16 protein-coding genes are annotated in these 17,400 nt (G+C 31.5%); 8 read left to right on the top strand and 8 right to left on the bottom strand.

Annotated elements, in window-relative coordinates:
- Position 1 precedes the first annotated feature (1 nt).
- From ACXIHB_RS04405 to ACXIHB_RS04390, 4 genes are all read left to right on the top strand, one after another.
- A complete protein-coding gene (locus tag ACXIHB_RS04405; RefSeq protein ID WP_082118662.1) occupies positions 2-604 on the top strand; it encodes a TlpA family protein disulfide reductase in 603 nt (200 codons plus the stop codon).
- Positions 605-678: 74 nt separating this feature from the next.
- The gene (locus ACXIHB_RS04400; protein WP_047789747.1) at positions 679-1,425 is read left to right on the top strand and encodes an EI24 domain-containing protein; all 747 of its coding nucleotides are present in this window, start codon (positions 679-681) and stop codon (positions 1,423-1,425) included.
- A 30-nt stretch (positions 1,426-1,455) separates the two neighbouring features.
- Entirely contained in the window at positions 1,456-2,358 is a 903-nt protein-coding gene (hemF, locus tag ACXIHB_RS04395; protein WP_437824336.1) for an oxygen-dependent coproporphyrinogen oxidase, read from the top strand.
- Between the two features lie 352 nt (positions 2,359-2,710).
- The gene (locus ACXIHB_RS04390; protein ID WP_047789693.1) at positions 2,711-4,018 is read left to right on the top strand and encodes a dihydrolipoamide acetyltransferase family protein; all 1,308 of its coding nucleotides are present in this window, start codon (positions 2,711-2,713) and stop codon (positions 4,016-4,018) included.
- A 164-nt stretch (positions 4,019-4,182) separates the two neighbouring features.
- Here the strand turns inward: ACXIHB_RS04390 and ACXIHB_RS04385 are convergent, their stop codons facing one another.
- Complete coding sequence (locus ACXIHB_RS04385) at positions 4,183-4,860, bottom strand: GNAT family N-acetyltransferase (RefSeq protein WP_462099010.1); 678 nt, start codon at positions 4,858-4,860, stop codon at positions 4,183-4,185.
- On the bottom strand, positions 4,853-5,740 hold the full coding sequence (locus tag ACXIHB_RS04380; protein WP_462099009.1) for a TIGR01777 family oxidoreductase: 888 nt from the start codon (positions 5,738-5,740) through the stop codon (positions 4,853-4,855). The genes ACXIHB_RS04385 and ACXIHB_RS04380 overlap by 8 nt, the downstream gene beginning before the upstream one ends.
- Positions 5,741-5,937: 197 nt before the next feature.
- Here ACXIHB_RS04380 and ACXIHB_RS04375 point away from each other — a divergent pair, with 197 nt between their 5' ends.
- From ACXIHB_RS04375 to ACXIHB_RS04360, 4 genes are all read left to right on the top strand, one after another.
- A complete protein-coding gene (locus tag ACXIHB_RS04375; protein ID WP_253057198.1) occupies positions 5,938-6,588 on the top strand; it encodes a DUF4331 family protein in 651 nt (216 codons plus the stop codon).
- A 28-nt stretch (positions 6,589-6,616) separates the two neighbouring features.
- The gene (locus ACXIHB_RS04370; RefSeq protein WP_281980233.1) at positions 6,617-7,177 is read left to right on the top strand and encodes a DUF4331 family protein; all 561 of its coding nucleotides are present in this window, start codon (positions 6,617-6,619) and stop codon (positions 7,175-7,177) included.
- Positions 7,178-7,266: 89 nt separating this feature from the next.
- On the top strand, positions 7,267-8,562 hold the full coding sequence (locus ACXIHB_RS04365) for a tetratricopeptide repeat protein (RefSeq protein ID WP_462099008.1): 1,296 nt from the start codon (positions 7,267-7,269) through the stop codon (positions 8,560-8,562).
- 15 nt (positions 8,563-8,577) lie between these two features.
- The gene (locus ACXIHB_RS04360; protein ID WP_462099007.1) at positions 8,578-10,806 is read left to right on the top strand and encodes a TonB-dependent receptor; all 2,229 of its coding nucleotides are present in this window, start codon (positions 8,578-8,580) and stop codon (positions 10,804-10,806) included.
- A 109-nt stretch (positions 10,807-10,915) separates the two neighbouring features.
- Here the strand turns inward: ACXIHB_RS04360 and ACXIHB_RS04355 are convergent, their stop codons facing one another.
- From ACXIHB_RS04355 to ACXIHB_RS04330, 6 genes are all read right to left on the bottom strand, one after another.
- Positions 10,916-11,713 carry an anti-sigma factor gene (locus ACXIHB_RS04355; RefSeq protein ID WP_047789700.1) on the bottom strand — a complete coding sequence of 266 codons (798 nt, stop codon included), beginning with the start codon at positions 11,711-11,713 and terminating at the stop codon, positions 10,916-10,918.
- A complete protein-coding gene (locus tag ACXIHB_RS04350) occupies positions 11,713-12,240 on the bottom strand; it encodes an RNA polymerase sigma factor (RefSeq protein ID WP_047789701.1) in 528 nt (175 codons plus the stop codon). The genes ACXIHB_RS04355 and ACXIHB_RS04350 overlap by 1 nt, the downstream gene beginning before the upstream one ends.
- 34 nt (positions 12,241-12,274) lie before the next feature.
- Positions 12,275-12,841 carry a YdeI/OmpD-associated family protein gene (locus ACXIHB_RS04345; RefSeq protein WP_462099006.1) on the bottom strand — a complete coding sequence of 189 codons (567 nt, stop codon included), beginning with the start codon at positions 12,839-12,841 and terminating at the stop codon, positions 12,275-12,277.
- Positions 12,842-12,844: 3 nt separating this feature from the next.
- Positions 12,845-14,173 (bottom strand): M28 family peptidase, encoded by a 1,329-nt coding sequence (locus tag ACXIHB_RS04340; protein ID WP_462099005.1) that lies wholly within the window; start codon positions 14,171-14,173, stop codon positions 12,845-12,847.
- 112 nt (positions 14,174-14,285) lie between these two features.
- A complete protein-coding gene (locus ACXIHB_RS04335; protein ID WP_462099004.1) occupies positions 14,286-15,359 on the bottom strand; it encodes a nuclear transport factor 2 family protein in 1,074 nt (357 codons plus the stop codon).
- 178 nt (positions 15,360-15,537) lie between these two features.
- Entirely contained in the window at positions 15,538-17,352 is a 1,815-nt protein-coding gene (locus ACXIHB_RS04330; RefSeq protein ID WP_462099003.1) for a DUF885 domain-containing protein, read from the bottom strand.
- Positions 17,353-17,400 lie beyond the last annotated feature (48 nt).

Raw genomic sequence — 17,400 nt, 5'->3', positions numbered from 1 at the left:
AATGAAGAAATTATCTTTTGTTTTGATGTGTTTTTTAACGACTGTTATTTTCGCACAAAATAAAACGTATTACAATTTTGCAGTAAACAATTGTGTAGAAGAAAGTGCCGAAGGTTTGATTGATAAGTGCATTAAAGGCTCTTATTTGTTAAATTATAACTTTACTACAATTGACAGTAAAACAGTAAGTACAGACAAAATTAACAAGCCAATTGTATTGATAGCTAATGCTACTTGGTCGGCTCCTTGCTGGGGAGATGTACCAGCCCTAAACAAAATGGTAGAAAAATATAATAATCAATTGGAGTTTATTATGATTTTCTGGGATAAGGAAGCTAAAGTTAAAAGAATGGCTGAAAAGTTAGATAAGAGAATTAAGCTTGTTCCTGCAAGAGATATTGATAAAGTTCAAAAAGGATTTTTAGATATCAGTGGGTTTGTTCATAAGTTAGATTACCCAACAGCATACTTAATAGGTAAAGACAAACAGTTTGTTAATGTTAAAAGAGGAGCTGCAACACCAACAAAAGAAGTAGGTTGGGACAAAGTTAACGAAATAAATACCAAAAACTTTGAAGATTTTTTAGCACCAATATTAAAATAAATCATTTGAAATAATATTACTAGTAACCTCTTTCTTTATTGAAAGAGGTTTTTTATTTTCACACAAAAAAAGATATGATACAAAATATTGTAAAAGGAATTAAAGCCTATTTTGGTGCTTTCGGAATGATTTCAAAACTAAAGCTATGGAAGTATTTTATTATTCCAATGTTTATAAGCCTATTAACAGCAACGTTTATTGGTTTTATGGCCTATACATTTTCAGATAATATTGGTCATTATGTAGCCAATTTCTGGAAATGGGAGTTTGGTAAAGAAACCTTTGAGGTTATCAGTACTTTTATAAGCGGATTACTTATTGTGGTAATAGGTTTGGTATTGTATAAACATATTGTAATGGCTTTATCTGCGCCTTTTATGAGTCCAGTTTCAGAAAAAATTGAAGATCATCTTAGAGGAGAAGACCATACACATAGAATAACTTCTTTTCAAGAGCAATTAATTAGAGGTATACGAATAAACCTTAGAAATTTAACTAGAGAGCTCTTATTGACAATCCCTATCTTATTATTAGGTTTTATTCCTGTAATTGGTATTATTTCAACGATATTACTGTTTTTAATGCAAGCATATTATGCCGGTTTTGGAAATATGGATTATACCTTAGAACGTCATTTTAAATACAGAGAAAGTATCAATTTTGTAAAAGAAAATAAAGGGCTAGCTATAGGAAATGGAGTGGTATTTATGTTGTTTTTATTAATTCCTGTTATCGGAGTAATTTTGGTATTACCACTATCAGTAACCGCAGCTACTACAGAAACTATTAAGAAAATACAGCTTAAAAAATTACCAGAATAAGTACTTTTGTACGTCAATAGAAACAAACACATGAAAGAACAATTTTACGCCTACATTCAAGAATTACAAGATACCATAACATCAAAACTGGAAGCAATAGATGGTAAAGCTAAGTTTCAAGAAGATTTATGGAAGCGTGCTGAAGGAGGAGGAGGTAGAACTCGTGTAATTGAAAATGGGAATATTTTTGAAAAAGGTGGCGTAAATATATCTAAAGTACATGGAGAGTTACCAGAAGCATTAAGAAAGCAGTTTGGAGTAGAAAGTGGAGATTTCTTTGCCTGTGGATTGAGCTTGGTAATTCACCCGAAGAATCCATTTGTACCTACAGTACATGCTAATTGGCGTTATTTTGAAATGTATGATGGTGAAGGAAATATTGTTACCCAATGGTTTGGTGGTGGACAAGATTTAACTCCGTATTACTTATTTGAAGAAGACGCAATACATTTTCATGAGATATGTAAAGAAGCTTGTGATAAGCATCATCCAGATTTTTACCCAAAGTTCAAAGAAACTTGTGATAATTATTTTTGGAATGCGCATAGAAATGAAGCACGTGGCTTAGGAGGCTTGTTCTTTGATTATTTAAAAGAAACAGAAGAGTTCTCTATGCAAGATCGATATGATTTTGTAACTGAAGTAGGAAATAGCTTTTTAAACTCCTATGTGCCTATTGTTGAGAGAAGAAAAGACATTGCCCACACTCAGGAGCATAAAGATTGGCAGGAAGTTCGTCGTGGTCGTTATGTAGAATTCAATTTAGTACACGATAGAGGAACCTTATTTGGTTTAAAAACCAACGGACGTATCGAAAGTATTTTAATGAGTTTACCACCAACAGTACAGTGGAAATATAATCACCATCCAAAAGAAGGTTCTGAAGAAGCAAAATTATTAGAGGTATTGACAAAACCTAAAAATTGGGTGTAAACATTTCTTTTAAAATAAATACAAAGGAAAAAAGACAAAACAGATAAAGTTTTGTCTTTTTTTGTTAGATAGAAAATTAATATTAAAAATAAAATAGTGCTTAATAATTTTAATTAGGTTAAAGAGTTCAAAAATAGAATTTTGAGTAAAGAAACAATAGTTTAATTAGATATTAGATTATTCGTAATGATATTCTCTGTTTATAGAGATAACAATAATCTATTTGTTATTTTTTATAGTTGAATTGAGGATAATTTAATTGGTAAAGAAAAAATCAAAAATATTTAACGTATAAAACCATGAAAAAATCGTTGCTTTTTAGTAACTTCGCAAGCGTTTAAAATTATACACTATGGCTAGATACGAATTGAAGTTGCCTAAAATGGGCGAAAGTGTTGCAGAAGCAACAATAACTTCTTGGGTAAAAGAAGTTGGAGAAACTATTGATATAGATGATACCGTTGTTGAAGTAGCTACAGATAAAGTAGATAGCGAAGTACCTAGTGAAGTTGAAGGAACTTTAGTTGAAATCTTATTTGAAAAAGATGCTGTTGTGCAAGTAGGTGAAACTATTGCAATTATAGAAACAGAAGGAGAGGAAGGAGCAACAGCTGATGCGTCTAAGAAAGAAGAAGTTAAACCAGAAACTGTAGCTGCTGTAGAGAAAACTGTTGAAGTAGCTAAAGAAACAGTAGCGACTACGATTGATACTTCATCAAGCGATCGTTTTTATTCACCATTAGTTAAGAGTATTGCCCAAACAGAAGGAATATCTGTTGAAGAGTTAGAAAACATAAAAGGAACTGGCAAAGAAGGAAGAGTTACTAAGAATGATATTTTATCATATTTAGAAAACAGAGGAAGTCAGCCAGAAGTTGTAGCTCCAGCTTCAACAGAAAAGAAATCGGTACCTCAGTCAGCACCAGCACCAACTCCTGTTTCGTTAAGTGGTCAAGATGAAATTATAGAAATGAGTCGTATGGGGAAATTAATCTCTAAACATATGGTTGACTCTATTCAAACATCAGCACACGTACAATCGTTTATTGAAATTGATGTAACTAATATTGTTAATTGGAGAAATAAGGTTAAAAAAGCCTACCAACAAAGAGAAGGAGAAAAGTTAACATTTACACCAATATTTATGCAAGCTGTTGCTTCTACAATAAAGAAGCATCCAATGATAAACATTTCTGTTGATGGAGATAAAATTATTAAAAGAGGGAATGTAAATTTAGGAATGGCAGCTGCCTTACCTGACGGAAATTTAATCGTACCAGTAATTAAAAATGCTGATATGTTAAATTTGGTAGGTATGACAAAGCAAGTAAATGATTTAGCTACTAGAGCTCGTGCTAATAAGTTAAAACCGGATGAGATTCAAGGAGGAACTTATACAGTAACGAATGTTGGTAGCTTTGGAAGTATTACAGGTACACCAATAATTAACCAACCTCAAGTAGCAATTTTAGCTTTAGGAGCTATTGTTAAAAAACCTGCAGTAATTGAAACTCCAGAAGGAGATTTTATAGGAATCCGTCATAAGATGATTGTATCACATTCTTATGATCATAGAGTAGTAAATGGAGCTTTAGGTGGTATGTTTATAAAAACATTAAAAGAAATTTTAGAATCTTGGGATGTAAATCAAGATTTTTAAGAAAGAAGAAATAATATTTTAAAAGGCTTAGGTATTTACCTAAGTCTTTTTGTTTCAACTATGTTGATTATTTAACTATTAATATTTTTATTGATACATTTTGAGAGTACAGTTTACCAAATATTAAGGCTTGCTTGAAGAATCTAGGAGTTTATTGAGAACTCTTATTTTTTATGAAAATACCACCAATTCATATCTCGTGTTAGTCGATATCCTAATTTTTCATAAAGCTTAATTGCAGGATTTCCTTTATTAGTATGTAAAATAGGATGTTTTCCAGCTTTTAAAATTTCTTTAGTAACATGTTGAGAAAGTTGTTTAGCCAATCCTTTTCTTGTATGTTCAGGATGAGTAACTACAGCACTAACTTCAATAAAGTTATCAGTTTGCATACGTTGTCCAGTTACAGCAACAAGTTTGTTATCCTTAAAAATCCCAAAATACTTTCCCATATCAAAAGTTCTTTTTCTATAATAACCAGGCATTACTAACCATACAAGGTTATAAATTTCATCAACATGTTCTTCAGTTAACGGAATTATTTCTTCAATAATATCAAAATCAGTTAAGTCTTCAAGTATCATTTGGCAACCATCAATCTTTTTGTATAGAAGAATTTTGTCTTTGTCATAAGTAGGTGTTTTATTTTCAGAAACTAAAAAGAATTTATCTGTAAGCTTTGCATATTCATTTAGAGTATACGTTGTTTTTGAAGCCTCAGTAAAAGCACCAAAAGGACAAATAGTAGGATTATAAAACTTTACACTATTATAATTAATAGCAAATTTTTCATGTGTTTCACACAACGAATGCCAAACAGGATTTTGAAGTTTGTTATTCATTATAAATATTGGTTAAAGCAGTATTTAAGTTTGAAAAAATAAAATTATAAGCATTACTTGTTTTCTCATAGGAAATCCTACTTCCTTTTAATAAAATATAAGCCATTTCACCTAAAGCTATTTTCAAAATAAATGAAGGAGCATTCATGGGAAGTACAGGTTTATTAATAACCTTTCCTAGTAGCTTTGTAAAACTTTCATTAGTCTGATGTTCGGGAGCAACAGCATTATAAACTCCAGTAAAACCGTTGTCTTCTATCGCTTTTGTATACAGTTCACATAAGTCATGAATGTGAATCCAAGGCATATACTGTTTACCATTTCCTAAGGCAGATAGAAACAAAGGAGTATTCATTTTTTGCAATGCACCACCATTTTTTGAAAGCACGACACCAGTTCGTAAAATTGTTACTGGAATGTCAATATGTTTAAATTGATGAGTAGCCGCTTCCCATTTTACACAAATTTTAGAGATAAAATCATTTTCGGGCTTATCTTTTTCTGTATAGATCTTATCAGAAGTAATTGCTCCATAATACCCAATACCAGAAGCAGAAATAAACTTTTTAAGAGGTATTTGATATTCTTGTACTTTATTAAATAGTAAAGTAGCTGTTTTTACACGGCTATCAATTAATTCTTTTTTTCTTTCATTGGTCCAACGTTTATCAGCAATTCCAGCTCCAGCCAAATGAACAATATAACTCACATTATTAAAAGCATCTTTATCGATAAACCCTTCTTTAACATTCCAACGAAATTCGTTATTCTTTTTTGGGGTTCTGGTAAGAATGTTAACGACATGTCCTTTGCTAGTTAACTTTTTAGTTAACTCTTTTCCAATTAAACCAGTTCCTCCTGTAATTAATATAGTCGCCATAGTACTCAAAAATAAACATTCATTTTTAAAAAAAAGAGACGAGTAGAAGAAAGATTATAAAAAAATATTCATCATATACCCTAGTAAAATTAAGACTTATGAATCTTTTATAAAAAAAAGTTAAAAAAATAAAAACCGTCATCACCATTTTCTCGTAAGTAAGGTAGAATGAGTAATTAACTTTAAAATTTACAACCATGAAAAAAATGAAATTAATTATTGGAGCCGGTGCTTTAGCATTAATAGGTTTAGTCTTATTAGCAGCCGATCACATTGATGCTCCAGATGTAACAGGAGGCTCAAGTGATATTACAGACTTTTACGCTTTTCAAGGAGAAAATACGAGCAATCTTGTGTTTGTAGCAAATATTCAAGGATTATTAAGTCCATCAGCTACAGCATCAACAAGTTTTGATGAAAATGTATTGATTGAGTTTAATATTGACAATACTGGTGATAATGTTGAAGACTTGGTAATTCAAGCAATTCCTAGAGATGGAAAAATGTACTTTTTTGGTCCCTATAGTCCATCAACAACAGGTTTAAGTAGTACGTTACCACAAGATGGTTCAGAATACGGGGTGTCTATAACACCTTACGGATCTAGTGCTATTATTGGAAGTAAAGGAGGAATGCAATTTTTTGCAGGACCTAGAGACGATCCTTTCTTTATGGATTTTGCTCAATACGGTGAAATCATCGCAGGAAATGCAGGTGGTTTTAACGATCCAGGAGCAGATACTTTTGCTGGAACAAATGTATTATCAGTAGTAGTAGAGGTGCCAAAATCTATGATTGGAGGCTCAGGTACTATTAATACTTGGGTAGAAACTAAAACGAAGCAGTAAAAATCAATCAACTTTAAAATTCAAAGACATGAAACTTAACAATATAAAAATTTTAGCAATTTCAATTCTATCAATCTTTGCCTTAGCAAGTTGTAGTGATGATGATAATAACATGCCGCCAATGGCTTCTATTGACTTCTCGGGAAGTTACATGCAAAAAGACCAAATGGGTAGACCAGCAGTAAATACAGTATTTGTAAATAGCGATATGAAAGATGCGTTTAATGTAACAATACCGTCAGAACAAGGAGCAAATTTTGCTGCAATGTTTGAAACAAATTTAAAAGCGTTAAGCCCAGCATATGCAAATGACGGAGATACCAACGCATTAGGTTTAGATGCAGCAGCTTTTGCAGGTGTTTTAGCTACCGATGTATTAACCGTTTCATTAGATGGAACAACAACTTTTTATGATGGAACAAATGTGTTAACAGGTAGAGCTTTGGCAGATGATGTAATTACCGTTGAATTATTATTGATTTTCGGAGGCGAGGACTTTTCTGAAAATCCTACATTATCAGATGATCATGTAGATGGAAATGATAAAGACTTCTTAAGTTCTTTTCCATATTTAGCAAGTCCTTGGTAAAATGGGGAGACTAAACCTCCTGGGGTTAAAATTGGTTGCTTTTTAGCAACCAATTTTTAAACAAATTATTAACTAAAAATCCTTCTAAAATGAAAACTATAAAAATAATTATTTGTGCTATTTTAAGCAGCACAATATTAAGTTGTACAACTTCAAAAACAACAAAAGTAGCTAACCAAGAAGAGTATAATAAATATCTACAAAGTACAACCACCACTTCAGAATCGTTAGCTCAAAAAGAACTAGATTTTTGGCAGAAAAAACTAAACAATCAGCCAACGCAGTATCCATATTTAAGTAAAATAGCAAAGGCTAATTCATTACTTTTCTCAGAAAAAGGAAATATTTCTTATTTGATAGAAGCTGAAGAAAAGCTGTTAAAAATCAACCAAAAAACAAATTATAACAAAGCCTTACATTTACGATCATTAGCAAGAAACTATATTTCTCAACATCGATTTAAAGAATCGTTAGAATTATTAAAAAAAGCAGAAGTAAATGGAGAAAACCTAAATGCTACTCAAAAAATGTTGTTTGATGTTTATTTAGAGTTAGGAGAACCTGAAAAAGCTTCAGAATACTTAGCAGAAATTGAAAATTATGCTGACTTTGATTATCTAATAAGAGTTTCTAAATGGCATGATTATAAAGGAGACTTATCTTCAGCAATTCGTTTTATGGAAAAGGCCATGAAAAAAGCAGAAGAAGCTAATAATAAAGATTTAAAAGCATGGAGTTATACTAACTTAGCTGACTTTTATGGACATAATGGTCAAATAAAAGATTCTTATAAATTATATTTAAAAGCATTAGAACTAGATAACAGTAACGCGTATGCAAAAAAAGGTATTGCTTGGATAGTATATTCTCATGATAAAAATCCAGATGAAGCACTCCGAATTTTAGATATCATAAGTAACGAACATTCTTCTCCAGATTACTATTTATTAAAGGCAGAGATAGCCGAGTTTAAGAATAATTTAACAATAAAAGAAAGTAATATAGAGGTATATTTATCGGCTGTAAAAAATAGCTCATATGGTGTAATGTATAATCAGCATTTAGCTAAATTATATTTAGAAGAATTTAATGACACATCTAGTGCGTTATCATACATCGAAAAAGAAATTGAGAGTAGGTCTACGCCACAATCTTACGATTTACTAGCCTGGTATTATTACAAAAATAAAGACTTTAAAAAAGCTTTAGAAGTAATTAATACATATGTAGTAGATAAAACTTTCGAGCCCGAAATACAGTATCATATAGCTGAAATTTACAAAGCAAATGGAATTAATGATAAAGCTATGGCTTTAAAAGAAGAGTTATTAGATAGCTCTTTTGAATTAGGTCCATTGATGACAGAAAAAATTTTAAATATATAACCAAACTTCAGTATTTTGAAAACAAAGATTTTATTTTTAGCATTATTGCTAGGTAGTTACCATGTATTTTCACAACAATTTAAAGGAAAGGTATTAAATACCAACAAAAAGCCTTTAGAGAATGTATATGTATATAATACTATTAGTAACAGCCATACACACACAAAAGTTAATGGAGAATTTATCTTAGATAATTCAAAAGTAGGAGATATTATTGAATTTGGAATTCTAGGATACAAAAAAATCAACTTAGAATTAGGTAGTGACGATCTAAGCTCTCCAAAAACAATTATTTTAGAAATGAAAAGTTTTTTGTTAGATGAGATGGTATTATCTAACAAGAGAGATCCATTACAAACAATTGTAAGAGTTGATTTAGATAAAAAACCAGTAAGTTCATCTCAACAAATATTACAACGAGTACCAGGACTTTTTATAGGTCAACATGCTGGTGGAGGAAAAGCGGAACAAATATTTTTAAGAGGTTTTGATATTGATCACGGTACAGATATAGCGTTGTCGGTAGACGGAACACCAGTAAATATGGTTTCTCATGCACACGGACAAGGGTACAGTGATTTACACTTTATAATTCCAGAAACCATCGAAAAAATTAACTTCGGAAAAGGGCCTTATTACGCAAGCAAAGGAGACTTTAATACAGCAGGATATGTAGATTTTAAAACAAAAACATATTTAGAAAATAGTCAAGTAGAAGTAGGTATAGGTCAGTTCAATACATTTAGAACTTTAGGAATGTTTAATTTGTTAGATAAAAACAATACAGATAATGCTTATGTTGCTATTGAATATTTAGAAACAGATGGTTTTGTAGAATCTCCTCAGAATTTTAGTCGAATTAATATTTTTACGAAGTATAGAACCTTTTTAAAAGACAATAGTAATTTATCATTATCAGCTTCACATTTTACGAGTAAATGGGATGCTTCTGGACAAATACCGCAAAGAGAAGTTGATAATGGAAATATTACTCGTTTTGGTTCAATTGATGATACTGAAGGAGGAACAACATCAAGAACAAACATAAACTTAGAACACTCAAAAGTTTTAAAGAACGATGTTAGCGTAACTTCAAATGTTTTTTATTCAAATTATAATTTTAATTTATTTTCAAACTTTACCTTCTTTTTAGATGATCCTGTGAACGGAGATCAAATAAAGCAAACTGAAAATAGAGATGTCTTCGGGTTCAATACACAGTTTAAAAAGAAAACCCATATATCAAATACACCAGTAGAGTTAACTTTTGGAACAGGTTTACGTGCTGATATTGTAGATAACTTAGAGTTATCACATACACTTCAAAGAAAAGAAGTGTTAGATCGAATTCAATTAGGAAAGGTAAATCAAACTAACTATTATGCTTTTGTAAATAGTGAGTTTGAGTTTGGAAAATTTATGGTGGCACCAGCTTTACGTTTAGATTATTTAAAATTTAACTACAATGATTATTTACTAGATGAATACAAAACGTTTTCTGAATCACAAGTAGTAGTTAATCCTAAGATAAATGTTACTTATACTCCAAATGAAAAAATTCAATGGTTTTTAAAATCAGGAATAGGCTTTCACTCAAACGATACTAGAGTAGTAGCTACACAACCTAATAGGAAAACATTACCTAGAGCTTATGGTGTTGATTTAGGAACCGTTTGGAAACCAACCTCAAAAATAGCTATAAATACAGCATTATGGTACTTACTTTCAGAAGATGAGTTAGTATATGTTGGAGATGCTGGTATTGTAGAACCTTCAGGAGAAGCACAGCGTTATGGTATTGATTTAGGTCTTAGATATCAGCTAACAGATTGGTTGTATTTTGATAGTGATGCTACTTTTACAAAAGCAGAAAGTGTTGACGATCCGTCAGGAGAAAACAATATTCCTTTAGCTCCTAAAGTGACTGTAACAGGAGGATTATCAGTAAATAATTATAAGAACTTTTCAGGAGGAGTTCATTACAGATATATAGGTGATAGACCTGCAAATGAAGATAATTCAATAGTAGCAGAAGGTTATTTTGTTACAGATGCGAATATTAGCTATAAAATAAATAATATAACACTAGGTGTAGCGTTAGAAAATATTTTTGATGTAACTTGGAATGAAACACAGTTTGCTACAGAATCAAGGTTACAAAATGAACCAAATTCTGTGGAAGAAATTCATTTTACACCAGGAACTCCGTTTTCTGCAAAAGCCACCATACGATATTCTTTTTAAAGATAATGATAGTCCGGGGGGGCTTGATAAGTTGTCATTTTTTAGAAGGATTAATGGCAACAAAAATATAGCCGCTTTAAGCGGCTATATTAATTTATAAAATAGATTATTATACTGCACCTAGAGTATATAATTGTTCTAAAGTAGGAGTTTCGCTACCACCTGCTGGCTCAAGAGTAATACCAAAAGCTTGTGAATCATTAGGATTGTTAATAGTAAATATTTTACTATCACTAGCAGTAAAGTTATCTATAGTACCTAAACTAGTTGGAGATAACGGATCAAGCTTTAAAGACCATACTTGGTATACTTTTCCTTCTGGTGGATCAGGTAAACCTTGAACATCTAAGAAAATATTTTTAGAGTTTTTATTCCAATATACCTTTGCATAGGCTTCAGGATATACTTTTTGTCCTTGTAAAGGAACTGTAACTATATCTTTACTTCTTATTACTGCTAAAAGTTTTTTGTTTTCAGCTAAATTAGCATTAGTTTCATCTAACTGAATTTCATATTGTTCTTTAGCTTCATTAATAGTGTCTATTTGCCCTTGTAAATTAGCACTCTTATTTAACGATAAAATTAAAGTACTACCAACTACTAAAGCAGCAGCCCACCCTGTATAAGTTACCCAATTATTTTTTGATGTTCGTAAAGGAATTGTTTTAGCTGAATCTTCTTTTTCTTGTAACATTTTTATTAAAACGTCTTTAAAAGAATTTTTAGCATCTTTAGGAGCAACATGAGAAGTAAGAATAGAAATTGATTTTTCAATTTCTTTTACTTCTTCTAAAATCTCAGGATGTTCCATCATCAAACTATATACTTGCTCATTTTCTTTATCAGAAAGAGCACCAGCTATATATAGTTCTAATATTCCAGATTCTATGTGTTTGTTTGTAGCCATTATTTAAGCATAAGTCTTAATTCGTTAATACAATTTCGGCTTCTAGTTTTTACAGTACCAAGAGGTATTTTTAAACTTTCAGAAACTTCCTTTTGTGTAAAGCCTTTAAAATAAAGAAGCTCTATAACTTTGATACAAGTGTCTTTTAACTTGTTTACAAAGTTTTTTATACCAATTGCATCAGTTTTAGAGTCCAAGCTATCGTGGTTCTCTAATATATCTACGAAAATTTCGGCATCAAGGTTTTTAGAGCTGTTTTTAAAGTTTTTAGACCTTGTTTTATCAATAGCTGCATTTCTGGCGATATTGATAATCCATGTAAAAAAACGTCCTTTTTTCTCAGAATAAGAGTTTGCATTATTCCAAGCTTTTATAAAAACATCTTGTGTTATTTCTTCAGCTATTGCTTGATCTCTAACAATATTAAAAACTACACCAGTAACGCTTTGTTTGTACATTTCGTAAAGGCTTTCAAAAGCTTTTACATCTTTGTTTTTAAAATTTTTAATGAGGGATTCTAGTTGCATATAGTTAATTGATTGGAGTACAAAATACTAAAAATCATTTAGATTTAATATTAGCTTCACACAAACGAATAATTTCATCAATTCGTTTTACTCTAGTAGCTTCTCTTTTAGCTTGATGTACCCAGTACAAGTAGTTCTTACGGTAAGAGGGAGCAAAATTTTGAAAGTTGTTAAGAGCAGTGGGGTTTTTCTCAAATTCAATCTGTAGGTCTTTTGGAACTATTAAGTTTTCTACAGTATCTAAAGCATTCCATGAACCATTTTTTTTAGCAATTTCAACAGACGTAATTCCAGCAGGGTGGATTAAGTTGGAAGTAGTTAGTTCCTTAATATATTTCTTGTTTAAAGCACTCCAAACACTTTTAGGCTTTCTGGGGCAGAAATATTGCCTCCTTTTACCATCGCCTAAACTTTTCACAGTACTATCTATCCAACCAAAGCATAAAGCTACTTTTACAGCTTCTTCCCAACGCATACTAGGTATGTCTAAGTTAACTTTGTATAAAATTAGATGAACTCCATCACTTTCGTTATGGTTTTCTAATAACCACTTACGCCATTCTGTGTCTGTTTTAAAATATAGGTGAGGTTTGTTGTCCATTTGTTAACGTATAATTTTAGAAGGGAATGAAACGATACTTTCGTGTCCGTTTTTTCCTACAGCACTTACACCAAAGAAGTAGTTGTCAAGAACAATTCCTTCTAAAGTAAACTTAGTAGTTTTTTCTACATATTTGAAGTTATCCCAAGTTGGGGAAGTAGTATCTCTCCAATAAATTTTGTACCCTTTAGCACCATCAACTTTATCCCATTGTAATTTTGCAGACGCTTCAACAATACCACCAATTCCTACATTTTTAGGAGAAGGTGGAGCAGAAGCGATGTTTGCTAAATTAATAGCATTTACAGCAGTTAATTTTTTAGCATATTCAAAATTTACAAATTCTAAGCGGTCTCCATATTCAATACCATTTTCAGTTCTAATATCTTGGTGTTGTTGCGTGTAGTTTTCATGTGCTTCCATAATTCGAATGCCAGCAAAACCTGTATCGTTAAAAGGTCTGTGATGTCCGCCACGACCAAACCTATCTAAGCGATAAATCATTTTCGGATTCATTTCTGGCATATACGTTTTAGTTGTTGTATAAATATAACGTGCTAATTGACGTGAAATTCCGTCCACTTCACCACCATAAAAGCGACGTGCTTTTCGTTGACGTTCAGTTTCGGTAGGAGGTACGGGTTCAGAAAAGATTCTAAATGTACGGTTGTCTATAATTCCATCAACACCTTTTATGTTTCCAATCATATCATTATTCATAACTCCCACAATATTCCAATTTTTTTCCTTGGCATAAGCAGCCAATCCTTTTCCACCAAATAGGCCTTGTTCTTCACCAGACAATCCTACATAAATAATACTATTTTCAAATGTATAGTTACTTAATACACGTGCTGCTTCAATAGTTCCTGCCATTCCAGAGGCATTGTCATTAGCCCCAGGAGCATCATCAATAAAGTTATTAGGATCGGAAATTCTTGAATCTATATCACCACTCATTACAATGTAATTGTTAGGATATTTTGTTCCTTTTTGAATAGCAACAACATTAACAACCCAAACATCTTTGGTGATTCTGCTATTAGTTCCTTTTTTTACAAAGTCTTTTTGGTAAAATACTTTTAAACAGTTGTTGCAATTAGAAGAAATTTTGTCGAATTCAGACTTAATCCATCGACGGGCTGCACCAATTCCACGTGTATTTGAAATAGTATCGCTTAATGTATGACGGGTACCGAAATTTGTTAGTGTAGTAATATCTGATTTAATTCTATCTGCTGAAATAGCATTAATAATATCGTATATTTTAGTGTCGGTTTGTGCTGATATTGTTGTAGAAGTTAGTAAGAATAGTACTATGAATTTTTTCATAATTAAGGAATTTAGCTTACTAAATTACAAAACAAAAAAGAGAATAAATTGTATTTATTCTCTTTTTACTTATTGTGGAAGTGTACTTTGTGAAAAAGTTAGACTTATAAATTTATTTTACAAACCTAACCACAGCAATTTTACCATTAACTATCTCATAGATGGCGACAGCATGAAAGGTAGCTCCGTTTGCTGTAACTTCTTCCTCATCTATCACTACATTTCCTTTAACTATTCTACTAATAATTTTACAGTGTAAATCTTTTGTTGTTTCAAACTTAGAGGCATATCGTTTGCGCATTTCTTCAATACCTTCATATTCTAATTTATTTGGGTAACTATATACTTTTACACCTTTAGCGTAAGGTTTTAAAAATGCATCTATATCCCTTTTATTATAAGCTTCTAATTGTTCTTGTGCTAAAGCTCTGGGAGATACTTCTGCTACGATTGCTAGTTTTGTTCCTTCTGGGTTTGCCATAATTCTTGAAATATTATTGATGTTCTCATTTTCAAACTGATGAAAAACAGTTATTTCTTTGTCTGTTTTAGGGTTGTATTGAAAAATCATATTCTGATAAGCAATTAACAGTGTACCATTAGGAAGCCAACAAACATCTTGACTTTTACCTGTTGAAACGATTTTTTTAGTTTCTTTAGAAAAAGGGTTTAATGACCAAACTTCCCATTTTTTACCGTTTTGTTTCATGAAACTAACTAAGTTAGAGTTTGGAATTTTATGAAATGAACGTCCTGTTTGTTTAGCTATTGAAATGTTAGTGTTATTTTTTAAGTCACTCATATAAAGTTCAAGAGTATCATTTACAATTACGGAAGAAATTACAAGGTTTTTAGTATACCACATAGGGTATGCTACTATCAAGTCTTTAATTACTTCTTTACTTTTGCCCGTTTTAAAGTTATACTGATAAAAACGTTGTAAACCATTATTATCTAAACGTACTGCCGATACATCTTTTGACTTGGGAATTCGTTGAGGTGAATATTCACTTCCATTTGGTGTGTTATTAATAAACCTCTTAGCTTCACTATCTATAGAATATTTTACAATATCGGTTTGTCCATTTCTATTGGAAGCAAATAGGATCGTGTTTTCATCATAAAAATAAGGTTGACTATCATATCCATCATTGTTAGAAATATTTTTCCATTGGTCACCTTCCATTGTCCATCTTCAGAATTGATGTCAAATAAATGAATTTCGGTATTTGTTTGAGCGAAAGTAAATGAAGTAACAAGTAGGGAGTATAATAGCTTTTTCATAATAAATAAATTGAGGTCTAAAATACTAAAAAAGTCCGCTCTAAATAGTAAGAACGGACTTTTTATGAAGATTTAGAAAGTTATTTTAGAGAAGCAATCCATTTGTCAATTCTGTTTTCTAAAAGTGCTAACGGAATACATCCAGTTTCTAAAACTTGATTGTGGAATTCTTTAATATCGAATTTGTCACCCAATTCTTTTTTAGCCTTAGCGCGTAATTCACGGATTTTTAATTGTCCGATTTTATATGATAATGCTTGTCCAGGGTTAGCCATATAACGCTCAATTTCAGAAATGATACTAGCTTCACCTTCCGCTTCGTTATCTAATGAATATTGAATTGCTTTTTCACGACTCCAACCTTTAGCATGTATTCCTGTATCTACTACTAAGCGAATCGCTCGGTGCATTTCCATACCTAACATTCCAAAGTATTGATAAGGATCTGTATATAAGCCTAATTCTTTTCCTAAGTTTTCAGTATACAATGCCCAACCTTCACCATAAGCGCTGTACCATAACGTTTTTCTAAAATCTGGTAAGTCTTCATTTTCTTGCGTTAATGAAATCTGATAATGGTGCCCTGGAATAGCCTCGTGTAAAAATAAAGCTTCATCAGAAAATACATTGTATTTAGTAGCATCAGGAATTGGTGTGTAGAAAACTCCTGGGCGAGTTCCGTCTAACGAACCTGGGTTGTATTCAGCACTTGCTGAAGCTTCTCTGAATTTTTCAGTTTGTTTTACCACAAATGGAGTTTTTGGCTTGTTACCAAATAACTTTTCTAATTGTGGCTTCATTTTTTCGTGAATCGCATTAAAGTTATCAATAATTTGTTGCGGTTCAGTATATGGCATTAACTCTTTGTTGTTACGAACAAAATCAAAGAATTCTTTTAAGTTTCCTTCAAATCCAACTTGCTCTTTTACTTTTTCCATTTCTGATAAAATTCGAGCAACTTCTTTTAGCCCTAATTCATGAATTTCATCAGCTGTCATGTTGGTAGTCGTATAATTTTTGATAGCATGTTGATAGTAAGCTGTTCCGTTAGGAATATCAGAAATACCGCTACTTTCTCTACCAGCAGCTAAATAGTCAGCCTTTAAAAACTCATACATAGCTTTGAATGACGGAATTAATTTATCATTCAATATATTGGTATACGCTTCTGTTAATCTAGTTTTATCACCCTCAGAAAAATCTGCAGGTAAAGTGTTTATTGGAGAATAGAATAAATGCTCAGAAAAATCGATAATTCCTTCAGAAGACTTTTTTACAACAGTTAAGCTTTCGAATTGAGGAATTACTTTTTTGATTAATGATTTAGGTAAAACATATCCTTCTTTGATACCTTGTTGCATACGTTCTTTAGCCGATTGTAACCACGTGTTGTATTTGTCTAATCTGCTTAACCAATTGTCGTAATCTTCAACTTTTTTAAAAGGTTGTGCGCTACTACCACTTGCCAATTGCCCCATGGTAAGGTTAATTGTCCACATTTGGTTAATAGGCATTAATAAATCGTTTTTATAGCTAGCTTGTGCCAATGCCATATCACAATCCCAATCCAATACAGCTTTACTCATTTGTTGACTTTCGGTTAAGTCGGTATCTTTAAAATTGTTGAGTTTTGTTTTGTAATTTTTGTAAAACTCCTTGCTTTTTGTTTGATATTCGTCAGAAAGTGTGTTAGGAAATTGATCGTTAAAACGATTATCACCCGCAAAAGTTGCATTTACAGGGTTTAGCTGTAGTTTTCCTTCGTTATAGTCTTTTAATAACTGATTAAACTCCATGTTTTCTGGAGTAGGAGTGTTAACCGCTTCTTTTTTTTCTTGTTTACAAGAAGCAAAAAGTGTAGTGGCTGCTACAATGGTTAAGAGGATTTTCTTCATGGTTATGTTTTTGATTATGAACAAATATATCAAAAAGAAAACCTCTCT

The organism is Tenacibaculum sp. IMCC1 (assembly GCF_054906355.1).
Note: the sequence above shows the minus strand (reverse complement) of the source record. Positions and strands in the feature narration are given on the sequence as shown.